At 62.9% G+C, this 24,966-nt stretch carries 28 protein-coding genes; 12 read left to right on the top strand and 16 right to left on the bottom strand.

Translation table 11 applies throughout. The annotated features are described in order from the left end of the window. The 4 genes from AC1D3C_RS07955 to AC1D3C_RS07940 all read right to left on the bottom strand — a co-directional run bounded on the left by AC1D3C_RS07955 (position 1) and on the right by AC1D3C_RS07940 (position 2,945). Positions 1-900, bottom strand: coding sequence for an NAD(P)-dependent oxidoreductase (locus AC1D3C_RS07955; RefSeq protein WP_477482684.1), 900 nt, complete (start codon positions 898-900; stop codon positions 1-3). 96 nt (positions 901-996) lie between these two features. Continuing rightward, positions 997-1,407: a CopD family protein gene (locus AC1D3C_RS07950; RefSeq protein ID WP_247138506.1), complete on the bottom strand. Its 411-nt coding sequence runs from the start codon at positions 1,405-1,407 to the stop codon at positions 997-999. Between the two features lie 2 nt (positions 1,408-1,409). Continuing rightward, complete coding sequence (locus tag AC1D3C_RS07945; protein ID WP_477482515.1) at positions 1,410-1,964, bottom strand: DinB family protein; 555 nt, start codon at positions 1,962-1,964, stop codon at positions 1,410-1,412. A gap of 159 nt (positions 1,965-2,123) precedes the next feature. Continuing rightward, on the bottom strand, positions 2,124-2,945 hold the full coding sequence (locus AC1D3C_RS07940; protein ID WP_477482514.1) for a class I SAM-dependent methyltransferase: 822 nt from the start codon (positions 2,943-2,945) through the stop codon (positions 2,124-2,126). Between the two features lie 136 nt (positions 2,946-3,081). Between AC1D3C_RS07940 and AC1D3C_RS07935 the strand changes: the two genes are divergently transcribed. Next, on the top strand, positions 3,082-3,804 hold the full coding sequence (locus AC1D3C_RS07935) for a DUF2270 domain-containing protein (protein ID WP_477482513.1): 723 nt from the start codon (positions 3,082-3,084) through the stop codon (positions 3,802-3,804). Positions 3,805-3,823: 19 nt separating this feature from the next. On the opposite strand, the gene AC1D3C_RS07930 is transcribed toward AC1D3C_RS07935, so the two are convergent. From AC1D3C_RS07930 to AC1D3C_RS07915, 4 genes are all read right to left on the bottom strand, one after another. Next, positions 3,824-4,087, bottom strand: a complete 264-nt coding sequence (locus AC1D3C_RS07930; protein ID WP_007764766.1) for an usg protein — start codon at positions 4,085-4,087, stop codon at positions 3,824-3,826. Positions 4,088-4,238: 151 nt separating this feature from the next. Further along, complete coding sequence (locus AC1D3C_RS07925) at positions 4,239-5,069, bottom strand: ABC transporter permease (RefSeq protein ID WP_477482512.1); 831 nt, start codon at positions 5,067-5,069, stop codon at positions 4,239-4,241. Beyond that, entirely contained in the window at positions 5,066-5,848 is a 783-nt protein-coding gene (locus AC1D3C_RS07920; protein WP_477482511.1) for an ABC transporter permease, read from the bottom strand. Before AC1D3C_RS07920 ends, AC1D3C_RS07925 begins: the two co-directional genes overlap by 4 nt. Positions 5,849-5,968: 120 nt before the next feature. Next, on the bottom strand, positions 5,969-6,748 hold the full coding sequence (locus AC1D3C_RS07915) for an ABC transporter substrate-binding protein (protein WP_038542752.1): 780 nt from the start codon (positions 6,746-6,748) through the stop codon (positions 5,969-5,971). Here AC1D3C_RS07915 and AC1D3C_RS07910 point away from each other — a divergent pair. From AC1D3C_RS07910 to AC1D3C_RS07895, 4 genes are all read left to right on the top strand, one after another. Beyond that, positions 6,741-6,980, top strand: a complete 240-nt coding sequence (locus AC1D3C_RS07910) for a hypothetical protein (RefSeq protein WP_157885123.1) — start codon at positions 6,741-6,743, stop codon at positions 6,978-6,980. The two genes, AC1D3C_RS07915 and AC1D3C_RS07910, sit on opposite strands and share 8 nt — an antisense overlap. A gap of 78 nt (positions 6,981-7,058) precedes the next feature. Beyond that, positions 7,059-9,482 (top strand): OmpA family protein, encoded by a 2,424-nt coding sequence (locus tag AC1D3C_RS07905; RefSeq protein WP_477482510.1) that lies wholly within the window; start codon positions 7,059-7,061, stop codon positions 9,480-9,482. Positions 9,483-9,590: 108 nt separating this feature from the next. Continuing rightward, complete coding sequence (locus tag AC1D3C_RS07900) at positions 9,591-9,821, top strand: DUF4160 domain-containing protein (RefSeq protein WP_038542755.1); 231 nt, start codon at positions 9,591-9,593, stop codon at positions 9,819-9,821. Continuing rightward, entirely contained in the window at positions 9,811-10,269 is a 459-nt protein-coding gene (locus AC1D3C_RS07895; protein WP_477482509.1) for a DUF2442 domain-containing protein, read from the top strand. The genes AC1D3C_RS07900 and AC1D3C_RS07895 overlap by 11 nt, the downstream gene beginning before the upstream one ends. Here AC1D3C_RS07895 and mobB read toward each other — a convergent pair. Genes mobB through AC1D3C_RS07875 form a run of 4 tightly spaced genes read right to left on the bottom strand, consistent with a single transcriptional unit; the run spans position 10,266 to position 13,595 of the window. After that, complete coding sequence (mobB, locus tag AC1D3C_RS07890; protein WP_477482508.1) at positions 10,266-10,778, bottom strand: molybdopterin-guanine dinucleotide biosynthesis protein B; 513 nt, start codon at positions 10,776-10,778, stop codon at positions 10,266-10,268. The two genes, AC1D3C_RS07895 and mobB, sit on opposite strands and share 4 nt — an antisense overlap. Then, entirely contained in the window at positions 10,775-11,413 is a 639-nt protein-coding gene (gene mobA, locus AC1D3C_RS07885; protein ID WP_477482507.1) for a molybdenum cofactor guanylyltransferase MobA, read from the bottom strand. The genes mobB and mobA overlap by 4 nt, the downstream gene beginning before the upstream one ends. Further along, entirely contained in the window at positions 11,413-12,639 is a 1,227-nt protein-coding gene (locus AC1D3C_RS07880; protein ID WP_477482683.1) for a multidrug effflux MFS transporter, read from the bottom strand. Before AC1D3C_RS07880 ends, mobA begins: the two co-directional genes overlap by 1 nt. A 50-nt stretch (positions 12,640-12,689) precedes the next feature. Then, positions 12,690-13,595: a DMT family transporter gene (locus tag AC1D3C_RS07875; protein ID WP_477482506.1), complete on the bottom strand. Its 906-nt coding sequence runs from the start codon at positions 13,593-13,595 to the stop codon at positions 12,690-12,692. A gap of 277 nt (positions 13,596-13,872) precedes the next feature. Between AC1D3C_RS07875 and AC1D3C_RS07870 the strand changes: the two genes are divergently transcribed. After that, a complete protein-coding gene (locus tag AC1D3C_RS07870) occupies positions 13,873-16,434 on the top strand; it encodes a methyl-accepting chemotaxis protein (protein ID WP_477482505.1) in 2,562 nt (853 codons plus the stop codon). An 11-nt stretch (positions 16,435-16,445) separates the two neighbouring features. On the opposite strand, the gene AC1D3C_RS07865 is transcribed toward AC1D3C_RS07870, so the two are convergent. Then, complete coding sequence (locus AC1D3C_RS07865) at positions 16,446-17,324, bottom strand: LysR family transcriptional regulator (RefSeq protein ID WP_477482504.1); 879 nt, start codon at positions 17,322-17,324, stop codon at positions 16,446-16,448. Positions 17,325-17,453: 129 nt separating this feature from the next. On the opposite strand from AC1D3C_RS07865, the gene AC1D3C_RS07860 reads away from it, so the two are divergent. Next, positions 17,454-18,800: a lactonase family protein gene (locus AC1D3C_RS07860; protein ID WP_477482503.1), complete on the top strand. Its 1,347-nt coding sequence runs from the start codon at positions 17,454-17,456 to the stop codon at positions 18,798-18,800. A 45-nt stretch (positions 18,801-18,845) separates the two neighbouring features. On the opposite strand, the gene moaA is transcribed toward AC1D3C_RS07860, so the two are convergent. Then, complete coding sequence (gene moaA / locus AC1D3C_RS07855; RefSeq protein ID WP_477482682.1) at positions 18,846-19,835, bottom strand: GTP 3',8-cyclase MoaA; 990 nt, start codon at positions 19,833-19,835, stop codon at positions 18,846-18,848. Positions 19,836-20,055: 220 nt separating this feature from the next. On the opposite strand from moaA, the gene AC1D3C_RS07850 reads away from it, so the two are divergent. Next, entirely contained in the window at positions 20,056-20,430 is a 375-nt protein-coding gene (locus tag AC1D3C_RS07850) for a gamma-butyrobetaine hydroxylase family protein (protein WP_038549149.1), read from the top strand. Here the strand turns inward: AC1D3C_RS07850 and AC1D3C_RS07845 are convergent, their stop codons facing one another. Further along, positions 20,431-20,910, bottom strand: a complete 480-nt coding sequence (locus AC1D3C_RS07845) for a MarR family winged helix-turn-helix transcriptional regulator (RefSeq protein ID WP_247038430.1) — start codon at positions 20,908-20,910, stop codon at positions 20,431-20,433. A gap of 47 nt (positions 20,911-20,957) precedes the next feature. Between AC1D3C_RS07845 and AC1D3C_RS07840 the strand changes: the two genes are divergently transcribed. The 4 genes from AC1D3C_RS07840 (at position 20,958) to AC1D3C_RS07825 (ending at position 23,878) form a co-directional block, all read left to right on the top strand. Continuing rightward, a complete protein-coding gene (locus tag AC1D3C_RS07840) occupies positions 20,958-21,899 on the top strand; it encodes an alpha/beta hydrolase (RefSeq protein WP_477482502.1) in 942 nt (313 codons plus the stop codon). A 68-nt stretch (positions 21,900-21,967) separates the two neighbouring features. Continuing rightward, positions 21,968-22,576, top strand: a complete 609-nt coding sequence (locus tag AC1D3C_RS07835; protein ID WP_477482501.1) for a pyridoxamine 5'-phosphate oxidase family protein — start codon at positions 21,968-21,970, stop codon at positions 22,574-22,576. A 122-nt stretch (positions 22,577-22,698) separates the two neighbouring features. After that, positions 22,699-23,088: a hypothetical protein gene (locus AC1D3C_RS07830; RefSeq protein WP_038542779.1), complete on the top strand. Its 390-nt coding sequence runs from the start codon at positions 22,699-22,701 to the stop codon at positions 23,086-23,088. Then, positions 23,072-23,878: a M15 family metallopeptidase gene (locus tag AC1D3C_RS07825; protein ID WP_477482500.1), complete on the top strand. Its 807-nt coding sequence runs from the start codon at positions 23,072-23,074 to the stop codon at positions 23,876-23,878. The genes AC1D3C_RS07830 and AC1D3C_RS07825 overlap by 17 nt, the downstream gene beginning before the upstream one ends. Positions 23,879-23,885: 7 nt before the next feature. Here the strand turns inward: AC1D3C_RS07825 and AC1D3C_RS07820 are convergent, their stop codons facing one another. Further along, positions 23,886-24,956 carry a GGDEF domain-containing protein gene (locus AC1D3C_RS07820; RefSeq protein ID WP_477482499.1) on the bottom strand — a complete coding sequence of 357 codons (1,071 nt, stop codon included), beginning with the start codon at positions 24,954-24,956 and terminating at the stop codon, positions 23,886-23,888. Between the last annotated feature and the right edge of the window lie 10 nt (positions 24,957-24,966).

The raw sequence follows: 24,966 nt of genomic DNA, 5'->3' as shown, positions 1-24,966 counted from the left end.
CTATTTCTTTTCGAGCCGGGCGAGCAGGGAGGACGTATCCCAGCGCTTGCCGCCCATCGCCTGCACGTCGCCATAGAACTGGTCGACGAGGGCCGTGACCGGCAGCTTGGCGCCGTTGCGGCGGGCTTCGGTCAGCACGATATCGAGATCCTTGCGCATCCAGTCGACCGCAAAGCCGAAATCGTATTTGCCGGCATTCATGGTCTTGTAGCGGTTCTCCATCTGCCAGGAGCCGGCCGCACCCTTGGAGATCACCTCGATGACCTTCTCGATGTCGAGGCCGGCCTGCTTGCCGAAATGGATCGATTCGGCCAACCCCTGGACGAGGCCGGCGATGCAGATCTGGTTCATCATCTTGGTGAGCTGGCCGGCGCCTGCCGGACCCATGAGGCCGACCATGCGGGCATAGGCGTCGATCACCGGCCGGGCCTTCTCGAACACCGCCTCGTCGCCGCCGCACATGACGGTGAGCACGCCGTTTTCGGCACCAGCCTGGCCGCCCGAAACCGGTGCGTCGACGAAGCCGACGCCCTTCTCTCGGGCCGCGGCATCGAGTTCGCGGGCGACTTCGGCGCTGGCCGTCGTGTTGTCGATCAGGATCGCGCCCGGTTTCATGCCGGCGAGAACGCCGGTCCCGGTGATCGTCACCGAGCGGAGATCGTCGTCGTTGCCGACGCAGACGAACACGAAATCGGCATCCCTGGCCGCTTCGGCCGGCGTCGCTGCGGCCTTGCCACCGAATTTTTTCGCCCAGTCCTCGGCCTTGGCGGCCGTGCGGTTATAGACGGTCACGTCATGGCCGCCCTTGACCTTGAGATGCCCGGCCATGGGATAACCCATCACCCCGAGACCRATGAATGCCACTTTCGCCATGCTGAACCTCCAGAATTTTGTGGGCAGAGGATTAGAGCAAAGAAGACCTCCGGAAAAGCGCAGATTTCGGTTTCGGAGGGGTGCACCCTTCGAGGCAGCTGCGCTCCCCTCGTTGCGCTTGGCTCAGAACGGCTTGATGACCGCGAGCGCGACGATGACGACGACCGAGCCGAGGACGATCGGCAGGCCGGCGCGCACGAAGGCCGGCGGGTCGAGATGCGGATCGGCTTCCATGCGGCGCATCCAGGCGCCCTGCATGCCGTGCAGCGCCGACAGCATGATGACGATCAGGAACTTGAAGCCGAACCAGCCGGAAGTGTAAAAACCGTAGCCGAAGGCGAGCCACAGGCCGAAAAGCCAGGCACCGCCGAGTGCGGCCGTGGTGACGGTGCGGTCGTATCTTCTGAGCGCCGAGATGACGCCGGTGCGGATCGTCGGCGGCACCATGCCGATGACGAAGGCGTTGATCAGCATGCCGCCGATCAGCAGGAAGTCGGACAGAATGTGCAGGGCCTTGATGATGAAATACAGCATGGTCAACTCCAGATCATGGCTTCGGTGAAGCCCAGTTCGGCAAAATCTTGTTGTCTCAATTGGTCTTCGCCCGTGCAGAAGAACTCGTCGAGCTGCGGCGGTTGAACGGTGGTTCCCGACAGCATGGCGTGAACCTGGCCGCGATGATGGATCTGGTGCTGGAAGAGATGCATCAGCAGCCGGTCGGCAGGCTCGACCTGCACGAAAGTGTTCCGGGGAATCCGGATCTCCTCGGCGATCGTTTTCTCATCCGAGCGTCGACAGTGATCGATGAGGCGGCGGTCGGCGGCGCGCTGTTCGCGATCGAGATCGGCGAAGAGCGGACAGGGAATCTCCGGCTCGAAGGCGGCGGGACCGAGGCAATTGCCTTCGAGCGCGCTGATATAGAGCCAGTCGACGGTCAGGATATGGTTGAGGGTATGGATGATCGACGGAAAGAAGCTGACCCGCGTCGCATCCAGCTCTTCGCGCGAAAGCTCTCCGCAGGCTTTCAGCAGCCGGTGGTTGGCCCATGCGTTGTTATAGGCCTGGGCAAGAAGATAGCGCTGCGGCGTCATCCGAATCCCTCCGTTGCGGAGGGCAAACTACCGATGAAGAGGGACGATGAGAAGATGGTTCGCGAACACTAGGATGATTTGGACGCTTGGTCGTGCTCGGCGCCTGTCATCACCTGTGACGGCGCCGAGAATTGCCATTGCGCTCTCAACCTGAGATTGTCATGACTTTACAATCAGCCGCGCGATCACCAGATGGCCCGGCGTCGGGTTGCCGTCCTGCATCCGCACGTTGATGTCGGAGATTTCGAGAAGCTCGAAGCCGGTGGCGGTGAGGCGTTCGCGGACATAGGTTTCCGAATGGGCGAAACGCTGATGCGGGCCGACGATGTAGGGCCGACCTGCAAAGCTCTCGTCGGGCAGGGTCTCGGAAGAAAAGACGAACAAGCCGCCGGGAGCCATGTTTTCTGCCGCGCCGAAGAACAGCGGTTCCAGCGCGCCGAGATAGGGCAGCACGTCGGTGGCGGTCACCAGGTCGAAGGGCTCGTCGTCATTGTCTTCGAGGAAATCCTCGACTTCGGCCACGTAAAGCGTCTCGTAGAGATCCTTTTCGTGGGCGATTTCAACCATGTTCTCGGAAATGTCGATGCCGGTGATGTCGTCGACCATGTCGCGCAGCGTGCCGCCGGTAAGCCCGGTGCCGCAGCCGAGATCGAGCATCCGCTTGAACGGCCCGAGCTTCAGCTCCTGCAGGCGCTGGCGCACGATCACCGGCACGGCATAGCCCAGCTGCTCGACGAGAATGTCCTCGAAGCTTTCGGCGTGCTGGTCGAACAGGGTTTCCACATAGGCGTCCGGCGCCTTGGGGGGTGTCTCGCCGCGGCCCATGGCCGCGATGCGCACGGCGGCACCGCCGTGGTCCTCGGGATCGAGTTCGAGCACCTGCTCGTAGGCCTTGACGGCTGCGTCGATATCGCCCGCCTTCTCCAGCGCCAGCGCGCGGTTATAGGCCTCTGCCAGGGCTTCCTCGTCGATCTTCTTCATGGCCAGCGTCCTTCTTTTCGCAGGCGGCTTTAAGCCGATAGCCGGCATTTGTCCATCAGGGGGAACGCGGCGGGTGCTCGTTCGTTGAAAGGTCGAAGCAGAACGGCTTTTTGAGAACCACCTCCGGGAGAAGGTCATGCCAGCCGACGAGGGCAAGAGCGTGCTGGAGCAGAATGTCGAGCGGCGCGCGCCGTCGCTGCCGATGACCTCCGCAGAAAAGGCCAATGTGATCATCCACTATTACCGCGGCGAACTCGGGCGGATGACCAGCTGGCGCGACCGCATCGACCGCACCTCGAACTGGTCGATCACGGTGGTGGCGGCGCTGCTGTCGGTCTCGCTGTCGACGCCGACATCGCATCACGGCGTGGTTCTGTTTGCGATGCTGCTGATCTCGCTGCTTCTCCTGATCGAAGCGCGGCGCTACCGGTTCTTCGACGTCTACCGCGCAAGGGTTCGCAAGCTGGAACGCCATTATTTCGCGCAGGCGCTTTATCCGCAGGCGGACCTCAAGCCCGACTGGGCACAGGCGATCGCCAGCAGCCTGCGCAATCCCTGTTTCCTGATCAGCTACCGCGAGGCGTTGTTTCGCCGGGTGAGGCGCAATTACGTCTGGATGTACGTCATACTGCTGATGGCGTGGCTCCTGAAGATCTCGACGCCCAAGCTCCTGCCCAACGATACTGAGGCGGATGTCGTCTTTTCGTGGTCGGAGGCGGTCCATAACGCCGCGCTCGGTCCGCTGCCGGGGTGGAGCGTGATTGCGCTCGTCACGCTGCTTTATGCCGCCGTGATTGTCTCAGCCCTGCACCGCGAGCCGGACGAAGGCGAATTCGCCCATGGCGAAGTGCACGTCTGAAACGCGGAGCTGCTGTTTCTTAGTGCAGGATGATTTCGCCCTTGACGGCCCGCCATTCGCTGGCCGAGATCAGCTTGCGGTGGACATAGCGGACGGAATGCAGCGGTCCGTCGAGCTTCTCCTGCCAGAATTTGAGAAAGCCGTTCATCTCCGGAAAGTCCGGGGCGAGGTCGTAGTTCTGCCAGACATAGCTTTGCAGCAGGGCCGGATGGTCCGGCAGGCGGTAGAAGATCTGGGCGGTCGTCAGCCCGTAGCCTTTCAGCATCATTTCCATTTCAGACATGCAAGCAGTTCCCGTTTGTTGTTTCGAGGTGACGTCGTTGCGTCACCTGATAGGAGAACATGCCATGTTTAACCGAAGCTTTACAATTGCACCTTAAGAGCACATTCGTGATAATTTACAGTATGTTAGCAGCTGTTTCGCCTGAGTGCTGCTAGCGCTTCAGATGGCGCGTCAGGCGCGCCTCGATGAAGGCCCAGAGGTGCCGCAGCGCTTCGACGATGGCGAGATAGAAGATCGCCGCCCATAGATAGCTCTGGTAGTCGAACGTGCGGGAGAAGGCATAACGCGTCTCGCCCATCAGATCGAAGACGGTGACGATCGCGACGACGGCCGATCCCTTGATCAGAAGCACGATCTCGTTGCCATAAGGGCGCAATGCGACGATCAGCGCCTGGGGCAGGATGACCTTGCGGAAAGCGTTGCGTTTGGAAAGGCCCAGCGCGGCCGCGCCTTCGTGCTGGCCGCGCGGTACGCTTTCGATCGCTCCGCGCAGGATTTCCGCCTGATAGGCGGCGGTGTTGAGCGTCAGCGAGAAAAGGCCGCAATACCAAGCTTCGCGAAAGAACCACCAGAGGTCGACGGATTCGAGTTGCGGTTTGAAGCTGCCGAGCCCGTAATAGATCATGAACAGCTGGGCGAGCAGCGGCGTGCTGCGAAACACGTAGACATAGGCATAGGCGAGGCCGTTCAGCGCCTTGTTTCTCGACATCCGTGCGAAGGCGATCGGTGCCGACAGCACGGCCCCGAGGATGACGGCGAGGCCGACCAGCGAAATGGTGGTCCAGAGGCCGTGGAGATAGCGCGGGCCGTAACGCAGGAATTTATCCTCGTTCCAGCCGCTGATCATCATGAAGACAAGCGCGATCGCAAGGGCTGCCCAGACAAGCAGGACCAGGATGCCGGCAATACGCGCCGGCGCCAGCTGCCTGCCGATCATGGCTGGAGGCGCACGCGGCGGGATCAGTTCCTTGACGTAACTCATCGACGGCCCTCCGAACGTTTCGCCCAGCGTTCGATGAAGCCGAGCCCGACGGACGAGACCATCGCGAGGATCAGATAGAGCAGGCAGGCGATGCCGTAGAAGAAGAAGGCTTCCTTGCTGACGCGCGCGGCAATGCCGGTCTGGCGCAGGATGTCGGCAAGCCCGATGACCGAGACATAGGACGTGTCCTTCAAGAGGATCAGCCAGAGATTGGTGAGGCCGGGCAGCGCGATGCGGATGAGCTGCGGCAGGATGACGAGAAGCATGGTGCGCGAGCGGTGAAGACCGAGCGCATCGCCCGCCTCGTACTGGCCACGCGGGATCGCCCTGAAGGCCGACAGCAGGACCTCGGAGGAATAGGAGGAGAAGACGACGGCGAGCGCCGCCATGCCGGCGAAAAAAGCGTTGATCTCGACGCGCCCAGCGTACCCGAAGGAGGCGAGCACGGCCTGGATGAGGATCTGCAAGCCGTAATAGACGATGAACAGGGTCAGCAGTTCGGGCAGGCCGCGGAAGATCGTCGTGTAGATGCCGGCGGCAAGCCTCAGCAGCTTTTCCTCCGATTGCGCGGCGAGCGCGATCAGGAAACCGATGACCAGCCCGACAGGCAGCGTGGCGAGCGCGAGCGTGATTGTCACCTTGACACCGAAGGCGATCTCGTCGCCCCAGCCGGCCTCGCCGCAGGCAACGATGCTACTGGAACCGAACAATGAAAAAAGCCCGACGGGCCCGCAAAGTGGATCCAGCGCCGAAAGGAGGGCGGAAAAGAATCCGCTCATAAGGTCGTTTTCCCCTGCGGCCTTTTTGTGTGCCGCTTTTGTCTTGTGTTGACGCCATTAAAAAGAAAAACGGCGGAAGGGCAAGCCTCCCGCCGGGCGTTAACCGGGTTCTCCGGTCGATTACTTGCCGTAGGCGTCGAAATCGAAATACTTGTCGTTGATGGCCTTGTATTTGCCGTTGGCGCGGATCGCGAGGATCGCGGCCGAGAACTTGTCGGCCAGCGCGGTTTCGCCCTTGCGGACCGCAATGCCCGCACCTTCGCCATTGATGTCGACGTCGATCGGCAGCGGGCTGAGGATCTTGCAGCACTTGCCGGCGTCCGACTTGATCCACTGCGACAGCACGACGATATCGTCGATGACGGCATCGATGCGGCCGTTGGTGATGTCGAGCTTGTATTCGTCGGCAGTCGGATAAAGCTTCAGCTCCGAGTCGGGCATATGCTTTTCGGCATAGTTCGAATGGGTGGTGGAGCCTTGTGCGCCGATCGTTTTGCCCTTGAGGCCGGCAGCGGTCGCTTCCTTGATCGGCGAATCCTTCGGGACGGCGATCGCCGGCGGGGTGTTGTAATATTTCTTCGAGAAGGTGACCTGCTCCTTCCGCTCCGGAGTAATCGACATGGAAGCGATGATGGCATCGAATTTCTTCGACTGCAGCGCCGGGATGATGCCGTCCCAGTCATTGGTGACGAAGGTGCAGGTGACCTTCATTTCGTCGCAGAGCGCCTTGGCGATATCGATGTCGAAACCGGTGAGCTGGCCGTTGGCTTCCAGGTTGTTGAAAGGCGGGTAGGCGCCTTCGGTGCCGATCACGAGTTTCTCCTGGGCCATCGCCGAACCGGCGAAAAGCGACAGGGCGGCGATCGAGGCGGCAGCAAGGAATCGGGTGGAAATGTTCATGTTGATCCTCTCTGTTGGCAACCCTGCGGTGTTGGTCTTTTTCGGCCGCAGGAAGACGGGGCACGCATGCAGGCGCGCCCCGAATGGATTTTTAGATACCCGCTCGCAGAAAATTGCAACGGCATTTTACGTGCACGTCTGCCTGGGTTTTGCCGATGAACAATACATTCATGCGAGGTTCAGGCCGTCGGCAACAGGCTGCAACGGAACCATTTTGGTGCAATACAGTTGAGCCGCCGCGTAAGTCCGCCGAAAAAGGCAATAAAGGACGCGCATGAAAGGGATGACACCCCTAGAAGAGGAAATGTCCATGTCGAAAAAATTCAGACTGTTCGCCAGCGTCGCAGCGCCTCTCGTATCGTTGCCGCTGATGCTTCAGACCGCCGGTGCTGCCCCCTTGAAACCTGATTTGGAGATGAGGCCCGCCATCGAGGCCGGCCGGATGCCGGGCGTCATCGAGGTGCAGCAACAAGTCATCATTCCTCCAGATGCGCAGGAAGGCGAGGGACAGCAGCGCCGCCGCAAGCCTCAGGAGGGGCAACAACAGGCTCCGGCCGAACGGCCGCAGGCGCCGCCCCAGGCCCAGCAGCAGGAACAGCCGCAGCGCCAGCGCAAGGCTGAGCCGGAAGCCGCCCCCCGTGAGGCTGCGCCTCGCGAAGCCGCTCCTCGGGAAGCCGCGCCGCGCGAAGCTGCGCCCCGCGAAGCAGCACCACGCCAGGCCCCGCAGGCCGAGCGTCCGGCAGCCGAGGCGCCCGCGCAGGAACGTCCGCGCCGTCAGCAGCAGGAGACCGGTCAGGGGCAGGGCGGAAACGATGCTCAGCCGCGTCGCCCGCGCGAGCAGCCGACCGAGCCGCCGGCCGCAAGGGAGGCCCAGCAGCCGAAGGCGGCTCCCGCTGAAAAGCAGGCCGAAACGCCGAAGCCGGAACGGCCGGCAACCAATCGCGCCGCAACGCCGGAAGCCGCACCTGAAGCTCCCGCTCGCCGCGATGCCCAGCAGCCGAAGGAAGCGCCGGCCGGGAAGCAGGTCGAAACCCCGAAGCCGCTGCCACCTGCCACCAATCGTGCGGCGACGCCGGAAGCAACACCCGAAAAGCCGGCCAGCGGCAATGCCCAGCAGCCCAAGGCAGCTCCCGCTGAAAAGCAGGCCGAAACACCAAAGCCGACACAGCCGCCGGCTACCGATCGCGCCACGGCTCCGGGAGCCGCACCCGAAAATCCGGCTCGCGGCAACGCAACGGGCCAGGCGCCGGCTCAGGTCCCTGGACAGGCTCCGGGCACCGGAACCGCGCAGGACAGGCGCAACCAGCAGCCGCCGGCAAATGGCCAGGCCGCGCCGGGTCAGCCGCCTGCCGGCGAAACGCCGCGCCGTCAGACGACCGAAGGACAACCAGTGGTGCCCCAGGGTCAGCAGGTGCCGGGCCAGCCGCAGGGCCAGCAGGCGACTGGAGCCCAGCCGGGCACCCAGCCGACCGCGCCCCAGACGGCAACGACACCTCAGCAGGTCGAACGCGCCAAGGAGCTTGCCAAGGATCCGGCCGCAGCCAAAAGCGGTGAACAGGTCGTCTTGCCCGTTCAGAACGGTGCCGCCGTGCTCGACAGCGCCAAGGAGGCGCCTTCCGCACGTCCGCCACGGGACGGAGAACGTCCGCGCCGTCAGGCTCCGCAGCAGGCCGACCAGCAGCAGCTGGCGCCACCGAAATCCGATGCAGAGGCTCAAGGCAGCACCCGCGCCACGCGCGAACAGCTGCAGGAGTTCCGCCAGCTGTCCGAAGAGCGTGGCCAGCGCCTCGACCAGCGTCCGCAGTTCGAACGGCCCCGCGGCTGGGATTTCCGCGACGCAGCCGGCCTGGGGGGCAGCCGTGACCGCAACGGCGATCGCGACCGCGATGGCGGCCGCGTGATCATCTCGATCGACAACCAGACCGTCGTTCGCCATGACGACAGCCGTCGTTTCTACAATGATCGCGATCGGGCGCCGCAATACGAGCAGCTCCGCGACGGCCGCGTGCGCGAAGTGATCGTGCGCGACGACGGCACGCGGATCGTCACCGTCCGCAACAGCTATGGCGAGATCGTCCAGCGCTCGCGAATCGTCAGGGGCGGCGAGGAATACGTGCTCTATTATTCGCCGGAGCTGATGGATAACCGCCGCGGCCGCGACTACGTCTGGCGCGATCCGGGCGACGACCTGCCGCCGATGCGGCTGAGCGTGCCGCTCGACAACTACATCATCGACACCTCGACCGAGCCGGACCGGGATTATTACGAGTTCCTGGAACAGCCGCCGGTCGAGCGGGTCGAGCGCGTCTATTCGATGGACGAAGTGCGCTACTCCGCCCGAATCCGGGACAAGGTGCCGCGTATCGACCTGGATACGATCACCTTTGCCACCGGCAGTGCCGAAATCCCGATGAACCAGGCGAGCTCGCTGCGCAAGGTCGCCGACGCGATCAGCAAGGTTCTGAAGCGGGATCCTTCCGAAACCTTCCTGATCGAAGGTCATACGGATGCGGTCGGTACAGAGGACAGCAACCTCGTCCTCTCCGACGAGCGCGCCGAAAGCGTTGCCCGGGTGCTGACGGACGCATTCGGCATCCCGCCGGAAAATCTGGCGACCCAAGGTTACGGCGAACGTTACCTCAAGGTCCGCACCGACGGTCCCGAACAGGAAAACCGCCGCGTGACCGTGCGCCGCATCACCCCACTGGTCAAACCGGTCGCTTCGAACCGGTAACGGTCTCGGACACCTCAAACCAAGCCGCCGGAGCGATCCGGCGGCTTTTTTGCACCTTGAAATAGTGCGCATAATGCACTATTTTTGATGGCGCCGCGGGGATGGGTGATGCCGACTATCGTAAAACTCGGAAATCTGAAGATCCAGATTTTTGCCGGCGATCACCATCCACCTCATTTTCATATCGTTACGCCGGATCACGAAGTCCTGGTCCGTCTATCCGACTTGGAAATTCTTGCGGGCTCCATCGATCGGCGAAGTCTGGAACGCGCATTGGTTTGGGTACGGGAAAACAGGAAGGTGTTGAATGAAGCCTGGGAGCGCCTCAATGAAAGGTGAAGAGATCGTCACCGTTGGTGGACCTTTGCCGAGGATAGCGGACGCCGATGCGCTCGAGGGGCGTAAGGTGAGGATTGTCTGGGAAGATGGAGAGACGAAGGTCGTCGATCTGGCGCCCGCACTGGAAAGCCGTCGCATCTACATTCCGCTTCGACACGACGATGATCTCTTCCGGCAGATGCGGGTTAGCGAATATCGCAACGCATTGGAATGGCCGGGGGAGGACCTTGAATTCTCGGCGGTATGGCTCGCCGCGTTACCGCCGGTCACATTCGATAACGATGATTTTCGCACCGCTATGGATAAGCTCGGCATGACATTGGACGGAATGGCGTCGGCCTTGGAGATCTCGCGCCGGCTCGTTGCCGACTACCGCAAGAACAAGCCTATTCCTCGCCATGTCGCGCTTGCGACGCGCTATCTTGTAGAACACCAGGGCAAGGCTTAGGGGCTAAGCCCCGTCACCTGTGCAATGAAATCGGCAATCGCGTTCGTATCGTCGAGGTCGAAGACGGGGATGGCTGCATCCGGGACGGGGTGGTCTGCGGCGATGGCGACGATGTGGGGATCGCTGGGCGCCAGCGGTTCGCGGTTGTTCGCGTCGAGGCGGCGGGCCTCGATCTTCGGGACAGGTTCGCGTTTGTAGCCCTCGATCAGCACCAGATCGCAGGGGGCGAGGCGGGAGAGGATTTCCTCGAAGCTCGGTTCCGGCGCGCCGCGCAACTCGTGCATGATCGCAAAGCGGGTGCCGGAAACGATCGCCACTTCGTGGGCACCGGCGGCGCGATGGCGGAAGGAATCCGCTCCCACCTTGTCGATGTCGAAATCGTGGTGGGCGTGCTTGATCGTCGAGATCGCATAGCCGCGGCGGGTGAATTCCGCCACCAGCCGCACCGCCAGGCCCGTCTTGCCGGAATTTTTCCAGCCGGAAATGCCAAAGACGCGGGGAGGGGTCATGAAAGCTCCTCGGCGAAACGACGCGCCTCTTGAAGATCCTCGGGCGTGTTGATGTTGAAGAAGGGATCGAGCAGCCCTTGCGGCGTCTTGATCATCGGGAATTCGACGGTCGCCATGCGGTGACGTTCGAGGAAAGCCTTGATCCGCCGGTTGTCGGGATCGGAGAGCCAGGTTTCCAGATCGCTGGCGATGGAAACCGGCCAGAGCCCGAAGACCGGATGATCGCGGCCGTCCGAGGCGGCGATGACGATCGCGTTCGGATCGTCCGCCTCAGCTTCGAGCCGGTGCACGAGGTCGGCGGGTATAAAGGGACTGTCGGAAGGGACGGTGAGGAGATGTGTTGCTTCAAGGCTGCGGGCCTGGATGTCGCGCAGGCCGGCGAGCACGCCAGCGAGCGGGCCGATCTGGCCGGGAACCGGGTCCGGCAGCAGGCGCAGACCGAGTGGATTGGGGAAACCCGTCGGCGCGTTGAGGGTGATTTCCGAGATCTGGGGTGACAGCCGCCGCACGACGTGGGCGAGGATCGTGTCGTCGCCGATGGTGAGAAAAGCCTTGTCGGTGCCCATGCGGCTCGATTTTCCGCCGGCGAGGATCAGGCCGGGAGATTTGCTGGGGGGAGCGGCGGGTGCGGTCATCAGTCGTCGTCCGTTGTCGAGATCGCGCCTTCGCGGCGGTCGATCTGCCGGACATAGACGGTGGCGACGAGCGCAAGGATGGTCGTGACGCCCATGACGACGAGAAGCGGCATGGCGCCGCCCTCGTCCTTCAGCACCGTTGCGGCAAGGGTCGAAAGTGCAGCACCGCCACCGACGGTGATGGCGCCGCCGAGGCCGGAAGCCGAGCCCGCGAGATGCGGCCGGACGCTGACGATGCCGGCATTCGAGCTTGGAAGGGTGAGGCCGTTGCCAACGCCGGTGAGCGCCAGCGGCGCGAAGAAGGCGAGCGGCCAGGGCGCTTCTACGACGAGGAATACGGCGGTGATGAGGACGCCGAGCAGGCTGACCACGCTGCCGGAGATCATCATCGTCATCGTGCCGAAATGGCGGGTGTAGCGGCCCGAAATGAAGTTGCCGATCATGTAGCCGGCCGCGATCAGGAAGAACTGCGCGCCGAGCATGGTCGGAGAGAGGTGATAGATCGCCGTGCCGACGAAGGGTGCGCCGCCGAGGAACGAGAAGAACACGCCCGACGAGAAGGTCGAGGTGAACGTATAACCCCAGAATCGGCGTGAGCGAAAAAGATCCGGCCAGCTGCGGAACTGGGCGATGAAGCTGGTGGCCGGCAGGTGGTTCGTTTCGCCGAGATCGGTGAAGACGAGCGTCAGGGTCAACAGGCCGAGGCCGAGCATCAAGGCGAAATTCGCTTCCCATCCAAACATGTCGTTGAGCGCCCCGCCGATCGTCGGGCTGATCATCGGCACCAGCGACATGCCCATGGTGACGTAGGCGATCATCGAGGCGGCGCTCTCCATCGGCACCGTGTCGCGGATGATCGCCCGCGGCAGGACGAAACCCGCGACCACAGCGGTCTGCAGCAGCCTTCCGATCATGAAGACGGTGACGTTTGCGGCTACCAGGCAGATCACCGTGCCGACCAGCATGATCAGGATGCTGCCGATCATCACGCGGCGGCGGCCGAAGAGGTCGGAAAGCGGGCCAAGCACCAGCTGCAGCACCGCGGTGCCGGCGATATAACCGGATACGGCCAGCTGCATGACGGCATATTCGGTACCGAAATGGGTCGCCATTGCGGAAAGCGAAGGCAGGAAGACGTTGAGCGAGAGGGCGGCTAGTCCGGCGCAGACGACGAGCGTCAGGATATGGGGCGGGGTTCGTCTGTCCAGAAATCGGCTTTGCTGCACGTCGTCTTGTCCTTTCACGCTGCCTTTCAACTCTTTCATCCGGCCGGTCGTCAGGCAGGCGGGACGGCTGCTGCCTTGCCGGAGGCGATGCCCTGGCGCTTGCGTTCGCGATAGAAGGTATAAAGGCCGGAACCGATAACGACGGCCGCGCCCACCAGCATATAGGCGTTCGGACGTTCGCCGAAGGCGAAAATGCCGATGGCCAATGCCCAGAGCAGGCCGGTATAGCGGAACGGCGCTATGAAGGAGATCTCGCCTGTCCGCATCGATTGGATGACGGCCTGATAGCCTGCGAACACCATCACCGAAGCAATCGCCAGATGTCCGAGCGCATAGGTGCTGACCGGCTGCCAGCCGCCCATCGGCACGACCAGGATCGCCCCGAGAATAGTGTTGGCGAGCGACGTGAAGAGCGTCACCGTCAGCGAAGGAATGTCGGCCTGGATGCGCTTGGTGGTGAGATCGCGGCATGCCGTGCAGCAGCAGGCGATGACGGCAAGCACCGCGGCCGGCGTGAAGCCTTCCGGACCCGGGCGGATGATGATCAGCACGCCAAGGAAGCCGATGCCGATCGCCGTCCAGCGCCGCCAGCCGACAGGCTCGCCCAGGAAGAGGGCAGCACCTAACGTCACGGCGAGCGGCAATGCCTGCATGATCGACGAAATGGCGGCAAATTCGATATGGGCAAGTGCCGAGAGGAAGGACAGGGTGGCGCCAAGCTCGAACAGGGTGCGCAGCAGCACCAGCGGATGCATGACCGCCTTGGCCGAAAGGGTCACGCCCATGTAGCGCGCCACACAGTAGATCAGCACCGTCGCCATGACGCCGCGCACGGCCATGATCTGGGGGATGCTGAGCTCCGAGGTGACCGACTTGACCAGCGCATCGTTGCAGGTGAAAGCCGCCATGGCGAGCGACATGAATAACGCGCCCCGCGAATTTTCAGACCATGCCATCTGCGAGATTCCTCCGGTATCCGGTCTCTTAAAGCAACGACTTACGCATCGCCAGCCTGATTGCCTCCCGGGCGGTACTCTTTTGGATAGCGGCGGGAAATTCCGATATCCGACACAGTGTAATAATATGATTTGTAAGGGTCCCGAATTAACCGTTGTTCAACCGAATTTGACGATTGTGAAAGCCATTCATTCCCGCATGACGCTGGGATCGTGCCGTTGCTGTTTCGCGAATGCGCTGACGCGAAGCCGCTTCTGGTTTGCAGTTGGGGGAAAAATGTCTTTCATCGATCGTCTTCTTCAGAGCCGTAGGATCGTCACCAAGGTCCTTCTTTTTGTCATCCCGCTGGTCCTTTTGATCGCCGGGGTAGGCCTTGCGGGTTATTATACGGCCAGCATGCTGAACGGCCATATGACGGTGACGCGTGCGACGATCGAGAACATCGGCGACTTCGAAAATCTCCAGGCGGTTCTCCAGGAATTCAACGGCAAGCCCGACAATGCGTCGCTTGCGGCCCTGAAGGCGGCCATCGACAAGCAGGAGAGCGGCGTCCGCGTGCTCGGCGGGCTGCTCGTGACGGCCGGGGACCGCGAGCGCATCGCCGTCGTGACCGGGCTTGCGCCCAGGATGCGCGCCGATACGGACATGCTCTGGAAGATAAAGCAGAGGCGCGACGAAAACGCCGCAGCGCTCGACGACAGCATCGACAATGTCCGCACCGTTGCGACAGGGGTTTCCGACCAGGTTGCCAACGTCCGCAAGCAGTTCGAAGGCAAGGAAAAGTTCGCCAAGGGCATGGTGCTGGAAGCCTATGCCTATAAGGCGATCGCCGAACAGATCGGCGAGCTTCGCAATTCCGTCAAGGAGACCGGTACCGACGACGGCGCAATCAGCACCGCCGACATGTATCTCGGTATTCTGGACAAGACCTTCCAGGAAGTTCAGGCCTTCCTCACCCCGAACGGTATCAAGCAGCTGAAGCCGATCAACGATGCGATCGCTGCTCTTGCTGCCACCATCAAGGGCAGTCAGGACGTTCCGGAAAAGGCAAAGGCGGTGCGTGACACCGTTTCCGGCATGGAGACGTTCCAGGCCAAGATGGAAGCGGAAGTCACCAACAAGGCCGGCAATGCGGCCAGCCGTTTCGCCAGCATCGAGGGCGAGGTCGCCAGCCTGCGCACGCTTCTCGACCGCAGCGCCGAGTCGCTGCGCCTGATCGACGCCATGCAGCTCTACGTCGAGCGGCTGCGCGCCACCCAGACGGAAGACGCGCGCAAGGTCGTCCTCGACGTCATGGCAAAGCTGAAGGATGCCAGCGCGGAAGTTTCCGAACTCGCGAGAAATCCTGCCATGCGCGAATTCTCGACCACGCTTCAGCCCCGCCTGAAATCGATCGAGGAGGATACCGCCAAGCTTCTGTCCATTGCCGCCGAATGGAAAAAGGCCCGTGCCGCCGCCGCCGAAACTCTGACGGGCGGCATGGCCGGCCTCAAGAATTTCGTGGCCCAGGCCCAGGAAGTCGGCAAGGAGGACAGCGAGCGTTCCGCCCAGCTGTCGCTGATCGCCATGGTGGTCGGCACGCTGCTCGCCATTGCCGGCGGCCTGATGCTGGTGGAAACGCTGCGCGGCCCGCTGCGTCGCGTTACCGAAGTGATGAAGCGGCTGGCGGACGGCGATCTCGAGGTCAAGATCGAAGGCCGCGAACGTGGCGACGAGATCGGCGACATGGTTCGCTCGGTCACCGTCTTCCGCGATGCAGCCGTCGAAAATGTCCGCCTCGAGCAGGATGCCGCTGCAGCCCGCGAACTCTCGACCGCAGAGTCCGAGCGCCGCGCCTCCGAGCGTGCCCGCATTGCCGGTGAGCAGCGCCAGGCGCTGACGGCGCTCAACGACATGCTCGGCAAACTCGCCGAGGGCGACCTCGAGCGCAGCATGGATGAAAACCTGCCGGAAGACTTCATCGAGATGGCGCGCACCTACAACCAGGCTGTCGAGGCGCTCCGTGCCACGCTCGCCGACGTGCGCTCGACCGCGGAAGAAATCGACGGCGGCACCGGCAATCTGGCCGCTTCGGCGGACGATCTTGCCCGCCGCACGGAACAGCAGGCGGCAGCGCTCGAACAGAGCTCGCGTGCATTGCGCCATCTGAGCGAAATCGTCCGCTCGACGGCCGAAAGCGCCAAGCAGACATCCGTTTCGGTCAACGAGACCGAGGATTTCGCCGTCCGCTCCGGCGAGGTCGTGTCCCGCGCGGTCGATGCCATGGGCGAGATCAGCCGTTCCTCCGAAAAGATCGCGACGATCATCGGGGTCATCGACGAGATCGCCTTCCAGACCAACCTGCTGGCGCTGAATGCCGGCGTCGAGGCGGCCCGTGCCGGCGAGGCAGGCCGTGGCTTTGCGGTCGTCGCCCAGGAAGTCCGCGAACTGGCGCAGCGCTGCGCCGGCGCTGCCCGCGAAATCAAGGGCCTCATCTCGGCAAGCTCGACCCAGGTCAGCAACGGCGTGCATCTGGTCGAGGAGACGGGTACGGCACTCACCGAGATCATCACGCACATCACCGACGTCCGCAAACTGGTGTCCCAGATTTCGGCGGCCACCGGCGAGCAGTCGACCGGCATCAACGAAGTCACCAAGGCGGTTCAGGAGGTCGAGCTGATCACTCAGCGCAACGCGGCGATGGTCGAGGAAAACAACGCCGAGATCCACGGCCTGCGCCAACGTGTGGAGACGCTGTCAGAGAAGATCGAGCGCTTCAAGACGCGCGATCCGAACATCAGCTTCCATGCCGGCGCCAACGAACGCCGCTCGGGCTTCCGCCGCAGCGACGCTGCCTGAAGTCCGGACAGTCAGGCAAGCGCCGAGACCGTTTCGAGGAAGCGCTGCCCGATTGCGGAAAGCTGCGGTTTCAACCAGGACGCCGCCATCGGCAACGATGGCGGCGTCGGCGTGACCGGCCGGAAAACGACGCCGGGACGCGGCAGGCGAGACAGGCCGCCTGTGACGAACCCCATTCCGACCCCCGCCGCCGCCAGGCCTGCAAGGGTGGTCATGGGTGTAACCTCCTGCACGACGCGCGGGCTGATGCCCTGGTCCCGGAAGAGAGCGATGACCCTGTCGTAGATGCTCGGTCCGATGGAGCGGGGTGCGAGAAGAAAAGGTTCGCCCGCTAGGTCGGAGAGCCGGATCTCGGTTCGCACTGCAAGCGGGTGGCTTTCCGGCAATGCCAGGACGAGATGCTCGGCCGGCAGTTCATGGATCGCGAGTTCCGGATTGGCGAGCGGCGGATGCAGGACCGCCAGATCGATCGTTCCCGTCATCAATGCGGTTTCGAGTGATGGGGAATTGAGTTCGACAAGCTCTATCTCGACCTGCGGATAGCGCTTCCGGAATGCCTGCACCGCTTCCGGCAGAATGCCGTAGAAGGCGATGACCGTGAAACCCAGCCTCAGCCGGCCGACTTCGCCCCGAAACGCCCGTAGAGCCTGCTGCCGGGCAACGTCGGCATTTTCGATCGCCCGGCGGGCGGGTTCGAGGAACGCTTGGCCGGCCGGCGTCAGCGCGACGCTGCGGCGATCGCGCGCAAAGAGGTCCGTGCCGATCTCCAGCTCGAGGGCGCGGATGCGCTGGCTGAGCGAGGGCTGGGTGAGGTGCATCCTCTCGGCAGCCCGGCGGAAATGCAATTCTTCGGCGACCGCCACGAAGCAAGCCATGGAGCGAATATCCATCGACATTCCTGATGTATTTTGCCTATCACAGATAATGGAATTCCGATTGGAACTCTATCAGACTGGACCCTATCCTCCCTTCAGGCAATAGGCGGCAGGTGACGCCGCTTCTCGGAAGGAGAATGGATCATGAAGGCATTGGCTTTTCTCGCGGGCGCGGCCCTTTCGTTGGTTACCGTGGCGTCTGGTACTGCTGCTGCACAATCGGCCGATATCCTCGGCGCGATATCGGCCGGTCGCGTCGCCGTCATCTCCGACGGCGACTATCTGGCGCGCACCTATGCCGATTCCCTACTGGCTCCGAAGGAGGCCGGGCATAGGGACGTGCTCACCATTCTTTCGATAGCCAATGGCCACGTGACGAGAGGTTCACTCCCCGTCTCGAACTCGGTGACGGCGGCGCCTGAAATCCTGGAACTGACGCCGGACGGGCGCACGGCTTTCGTGACCGAACGATTGGGCGAGCGGCCGGATGGCGGCGGAACGGTCAGGGATCTGCCGCCCGGCAGACGGCTGTTTGCCGTCGATCTCTCCGACCCATCGATGCCGAAGCTTGCCGATACGGTGGAGATCGGCATCAATCCGGAGGCATTGGCCGTCAGCCCGGACGGGCAGCGGGTGGCGGTCGTCTCCAACACCGCCGATGCGGCCCTGCTTCAGATCGTCGAATTTACCGATGGCCAATTCGGTGAGGTCGCCCGCTTCGATCTGGCCGAACTCGGCATAACCGGATCGCTGGACGCTCCGCGGGGCGGCGTGACGGCGACCAATGTGCAATGGCATCCTTCCGGGCGGTTTCTGGCGGCCAATATCAACACGCAGAACCRTGTCGCGTTCTTCGAATTTGCCGATAGCGATCAGAAGCCTGCCTTGCAGCCCTGGGGAAATAGCGTGGAGGTGGGCAGGGATCCCTTTGTCGGCCGCTTCACGCCGGATGGCCGCCATTATCTGACATCGAACTGGGGGCGCGATTTCACTGCGACCAGCCTCGACGGCCGCATCCCGAATGCGTCCTCCACCATGACCGTCGTCCGGCTGGCGGATCCCGAGGCGTCCGAAGCCCGGCACGAGCGGTTGATGACGGTCGACACCGGCGTTTCGGCCGAGGGAATGGCGGTGAGCCCGGATGGCCGGCTTGTCGCGACGATCAACATGCGCGGCACGTCCTTTCCGCCCAGGTCTCCGCGTCATGGCCGAGAGGCGGCCGTATCGCTTCTGACGTTCGATCCGGGCGCGGGCAGGCTGCACAAGGTTGGCGACTATACGTTCGAGGGCGTTCTGCCCGAAGGCGGAACCTTCGACCTGACGGGCGATCACCTTCTCACAACCGTTTTCGAGGGACATCAGGGCGCAGGCCCCGAGACCAGGGCAGGGCTTGAAGTCTTCAGGGTGATCAAGGGCGATACACCGTCGCTGCAACGGATCGGGCGGGTGGCCTTGCCGCACGGAGTGCATCATGTCGATATTTCGCAATGATCCCGGCTGCGGCAGCCGCCGCGACGCTTGCCGCCCGCGCGGACATCACCCGCCGGTGACGCTCATGTGGCGGGCGACCGCGGGGCGTTTGTGGGTGCGGTCGATGATGAAATCGTGGCCCTTGGGCTTGCGGGTGATCGCCTCGTCGATCGCGGCCGACAGGTAGTCGTCGTTCTCTGAAGCGCGCAGCGCCGTGCGGAGGTCCGCCGCGTCGTTCTGGCCGAGGCACATATAGAGCGTGCCGGTGCAGGTAAGGCGCACGCGGTTGCAGCTCTCGCAGAAGTTATGGGTCATCGGCGTGATGAACCCTAAACGTCCGCCGGTTTCCTCAACTTCGACATAACGGGCGGGGCCGCCTGTCTTGTAGGGGATTTCGGTCAGCGTGAACTGTTCTTCGAGAGCGGCGCGCAGTTTCGACAGCGGCAGATATTGGTCGGTGCGGTCCTCGTCGATCTCGCCCATCGGCATGGTCTCGATCACCGTCATGTCCATGCCGCGGCCATGCGCGAAACGCAGCATGTCGGCGATCTCGAACTCGTTGAAATCCTTCAGCGCCACGGCATTCAGCTTGATCTTCAGCCCGGCCTTCTGGGCGGCGTCGATGCCTTCCATGACCTTGTGGTAATCGCCCCAGCGGGTGATCGCCTTGAATTTTTCCGGGTTCAGCGTGTCGAGCGAAACATTGATGCGGCGCACGCCGCTGTCGTAAAGCTCGTCGGCGTATTTCGCCAGCTGCGAGCCGTTGGTGGTCAGCGTCAGCTCGTCGAGAGTGCCGTCCTTCACGTGCTGGCCGAGTTCACGCACCAGGAACATGATATTCTTGCGCACCAGCGGCTCCCCGCCGGTCAACCGGATCTTGCGGACGCCCTTGGAAATGAAGGCGGAACAGAGCCGGTTGAGCTCTTCCAGCGTCAGCAGGTCCTTTTTCGGCAGAAAGGTCATATTTTCCGCCATGCAGTAAGTGCAGCGGAAATCGCAGCGGTCGGTAACCGAGACGCGCAGATAGGTGACGGCGCGGCCGAACGGATCGATCATCGGCGCCTGGTCGGCGATGATCGGCGCTGCGCCTCCGACCGGTCCTGCGAAACTGTTCACGTGGCATTCTCCCTTGCCCTGAAAGTGGGCGTTTCGAGCCGTCGCGTCAAGTGTACGACATCGATCAGATAGAACGATGCTGGACGCAAAACAGCTTGCGGCGAAGCGCCGTAGCTCCTAATCCTCCGCCAGGCATATGACAATCGGGAGCCTGAAAAGCATGAGCGACATTTGGCCGACGGAACTGCGGGTCTCCAAGGACCGCCACACGCTGAACGTCACCTTCAGCGACGGCGCGGCCTATCCCTTGTCGGCGGAAACGATGCGCGTACTGTCGCCTTCGGCGGAAGTGCAGGGTCATGGTCCCGGCCAGCAGGTGACCGTGCCCGGTAAGCGCAACGTCGGCATTGCGGCGATCACTCCGGCCGGCAATTACGCCGTGCGGATCCGTTTCGACGACGGCCACGACAGCGGCATCTTCACCTGGCCTTACCTGCGCGAACTCGGCGAGCGAGGCGCCGAGCTGTTTGCCGACTATGAGCGCAATCTGGCCGAAAAGGGTCTGTCGCGCGATCCGCCGCAACGGACGCGGTGATCACACCGGTTCGCGGCTGTCCTCACGGACCTCCGACTGCAGGGTGACGATCAGCCGCTCCATCGATTCGGCCATCGCCATGCATTGATCCAGCGGCTCGGAGGAGAGCGTACGCTCGATCAGCGCCGTCTGGATGCCCATCGCAGCTTCCGTCACCGCGCGGCCTTCCTCGGTCAGGTAGAGGCGCAGGACACGCTTGTCCTTGCTGTCGCCGCGTCGCTCGATCAGCCCGCGCTTTTCCATCTGCGGCAACGCCATGCTCATGTTGGAACGTCCCACCAGCAGCTTGCGGGCAAGCTCCTGCTGCGAAATCCCTTCGAACCGGTAGAGATTGATCAGGATGTCGAGATGCGGCGGCTTGATGTCGAGTTCGGCGAGCTCGCGGGTCAGCACGGTTTGCATCAACTGGCAGGCGCGGGCGACGGCAATCCAACTGCGAAAACGCGGATGATCCCAAGGGAGGGATTGATTTTTGTTCATCGTTGTACTTTATTGTTCAATATTGAACATTATCGGGTTTTCTCACTATGTCATCCTTTGCACTCAAGGTCACCCGTTTCGCGTTTGCCGTCTCGGGACGGCTTTTCCCCGATACCGCGGCCAAGCTCGCCTTTCGGCTCTTCTGCCTGACACCCTCGCGCCGTCCTAGAGGCGGCAAGGCTCTGGCGATGGAGAACGAGGGACGCGAACGGCTCGCGGTCACCCAGAAAATCCCGCTCACTGTCGGAAAATCGACGGTGATGGCCTATCGCTTCAACGGCGACGGCAAGCCCGGCCGGCCCCGTTATCTGGTCGTGCACGGCTGGGGTTCCAATGCCGCCTATATCGCCGCCCTGCCTGCGGGCCTGGCCGAAAACGGCGCCGAGGTCGTGGTGCTGGATTTTCCTGGTCACGGGCTTTCCAGTGGTCGCAGCCTCAACATGCGACAGGCCGTCGAGGCGATCGTTGCGGCGGAGAAGCGGTTTGGCCGTTTCGATGCGGCGGTCGGGCATTCCTTCGGCGGGGCCAGCATGATGCTCGCCGCCGGCGGGGTGATGAGGCAAGTCGGCTCGATCTCTCCCGCGAAACTGGTCGTCATCGGCGCGCCTAGCCATATCCATTGGCTGTTCGACGATTTTTCGCGGATGGTCGGCCTGCCGCCGCGCGTGAAGGCGCAACTGATCCGGCGGGCGGAGGATGTAGCCGGTGCCTCGCTCGACGACTTCGATACGGTTGCGAGCGCCGCTCGGTTGGGGACGCCCCTGCTGGTGGTGCATGCCGAGGAGGACAAGGAGGTCGCCGCCGACCATGCCCGCCGCTTCGAAGGGCTTGCCACGGCGCGGCTCGAATGGGCGAACGGGCTCGGGCATCGCCGCATCGTCAGCAACCACGGCGTGATCGAGACCATCGCGGCCTTCCTGACGGGCGATGCCCGGCCGTTACGCGAAACCTCCATCGTCGACAAGCCCGGCAACGACGCCGCTGCTTGATCCACAGGGTACGTCATCATAGTGTCGCCCACGCGGGCTACGGCCCGCGGATACCGAAGGGGCGAGCCATGACCATCATCACATCCGTCGAGGAACTGAAGGCGATCTATGACGGCGTCTCGGAAGCTTCGCTCGCCAAGGTGACGAAGACGCTGACCACGGAATACCGGCAGATGATCGAGGCTTCGCCCTTTGTCGCCTTCTCGACCGTGGGGCCGGAAGGGCTCGACTGCTCTCCGCGCGGCGATCTCGGCGGGGCGGTGCGTATCCAGGACGATGCGACCTTGTTTCTGCCCGACTGGCGCGGCAACAACCGCATCGATTCGCTGATCAACATCGTGCGCGACCCGCGCGTGGCGTTGATGTTTCTCGTCCCCGGCTCGAACACGGCGATGCGCGTCAACGGCCGCGCCGTGATCTCGGTGGAGCCTGCGCTGCTCGAAAGCTTCGAGATGGATGGCCGGCATCCGCGCAGCGTCACGATCATCACCATAAACGAGGTCTATTTCCAGTGCGCCCGCGCCCTGATGCGCGCCGAACTCTGGAACCCGGAGCATTTCGTCGACCCGAAGAGCCTGCCGACGCCCGGAACGCTCCTGAAGGCGGCCAAGGCCGATTTCGACAAGGATACCTACGATCGCGAATGGCCGGAGCGCGCCGCCAAGACGATGTGGTAGATACCGCGTCGGCGTTTTCTTCGTGAAGAAGGCGTCCATCGTCGGTGTCCTCATGGACATTTTCAGCGCTCGAGGCAACAATCGAATCGACCCGCCACAGGGGACGGGGCACGGGGGACTTTATGAAGTTTGGAACCGGCTTTGCGGCGGTGATCCTGGCTGCGACGATGTTCGGCGCCCAAGCGGCGCGGGCCGACCAGTTGATCGAGGAATATACGGCCTTCATCGGCGAGGCCGACCTGTACAATTCCAACAATGTGCGCCTGCAGGAGCCGTGGCAGATCATCCGCCAGGACCGCGCAAATTTTCATCGCTTCGGCGTCTCGCAACGCGGTGACCAGAGCGACAGCTTCTTCGCCGACGCCGGCAATCGGGAACTCGTCGAGCGCATGATCAGCCGCGGTACCATCGACCGGGCCGCCCGCAACGCCGTCGTTCGCGGGAATGTCATGATCAACGTGCAGATCTTTCGAGGCCCCCGCGGCGATTACGTCAATGTCCTGGTCTACTGACAGGCCGTTCCTCCGGTCGGCAGCCCTGATGCTGTCGATCCTCGTCTGTGGCCCAGGCGAGGCGCGCGAATTGCGCCTGGAGGAGAAGATCGCGGCCCTCGTGAAGGCCTATCCCGACGTGATCGAGGCCAGCCGCGACGGCAGGCTGATGATGAAGGAGGGCGCGCCGATTCCGATCGACGACGGGATCAGGCGCAGCCATGCGCAAATGCTGGCCGAGGGCGATGTCGAGGACAGCCTGTCTCAGGCATATCGGCCCGGCTCGTGCGAATACCGCCCGCCGGTCGATTCCGATCCGGGCCGCATCCGCAGCGACGAGTTGATGAAGCGCCTTTATGGCGCGAGTGCCAATGCCGTGCAGTCGAGCCTTGTGCCGGTCGCATGGTTCGGAGAGACGTTGCGGGTCACCAGCCGTAACGGGGTCGACAAGGCGCTCGCCGCCGTCCGGGATGAGCTTGCCGCCGACCCGGGCCTGAAAACCTACCTGACGCCGTCGGCCGGCGTCTTCAACTGGCGCAAGGTTGCGGGACAGACCAATCTCTCCGTCCACGGTTTTGGCGCGGCGATCGATCTCAACACGAAACACGCCGATTACTGGCTGTGGTCGGGAGGCAAGCCCGGCAATGTCCCGAACTACAAAAACCGCTTTCCGATGAAGATCGTCGCGGCATTCGAGCGCCATGGCTYTATCTGGGGCGGTCGCTGGTATCACTACGACACCATGCATTTCGAATACCGCCCGGAACTGCTGGTCATCGCCGCTGCCGCCGGCGTCTCGGCCTGCGACTGAGGGAAATCTACTTCCTGTAGATCAGCCAGCTCTTGCCGACATAGTCCTTCTTCATGCTGTCATCGAAGAAGACTGAGCGGTTCCGGCCGGCGTTCTTGGCATTGTAGAGCGCCGTATCGGAATTGGCGTAGAGCTCGCCGGGATCACTCGCCTGCGAACCCATTGCAAAGCCGAGCGAGATGGTGACCGGGCCGTAATCGATGCCGGAGCGTGAATTGCGGAAGATCCGGGTTTCCAGCGCGCGGCGGACCCGCTCGCAGATGATCATAACTTCTTCCGGCGTGTTGCCTTCGACGATGATCGCGAATTCCTCGCCGCCGGAGCGGGCGACGAAGACATCCTTGCGGACGTTCGAGCGGATCACGGAAGCAACCGTCGCAAGGATCTTGTCGCCGACCGGATGGCCGTAGCTGTCGTTGATCTTCTTGAAGTTGTCGATATCGGCCAACACCAGTGCGGTGACCGGCAGCAGGGCCATATTGTCGTAAGTCGCCGCAAGGCGCTCGTCGAAGGCTCGGCGGTTGGCGATCCGGGTCAAAGAATCGGTGTTGGCGATCCGCTTGTATTCGTCGAGTTCCCGCCGGACCTGGTCCATTTCCTGCGAGCGCTGGACGACGCCGCCGACGGTCTTTTCACCATGCGCCATGGTGCTGCCAGTCGCTTCGCTCAGCAGCGCCAGCGCGCTGGTCAGCAGGTCGTTGGAAAAACTGCTCTTGGAGTTGATCCGCTGAGCGGTTTCACCAAGCAGCTTGCCGTAGCTTTCGAGCGAGCTCTGCTCCTGGCGCAACAGTTTCAGGAGGGCGTCCAGTTCGCCAAGAATCCTGGTATGGGCGTCTTCGATGACCGCCACCTGGCCCGTTCCAAGGTAGCGATGCGAAAGTGCGTCCAGTTCCTCCTGCGTGGCACGGCTTCCGAGCGCCGCCAGATCGCGGGTCAGGTCAGGATTGGAGCCGATATAGGCCTCGTAGAAAAGCTGATAGTTACGAGGGATCGGCGCGACGCCCATCGATCGCACCGCATAGATGATCTGGCCGATCAGATCGCTAGATTGCGCTCTCGGCGCTGTTGCCGTCGTCATCGACGATCCC

The sequence above is a fragment of the Neorhizobium sp. P1_A6 genome (assembly GCF_056406795.1).
This window is presented reverse-complemented; position numbering and strand designations above follow the sequence as displayed.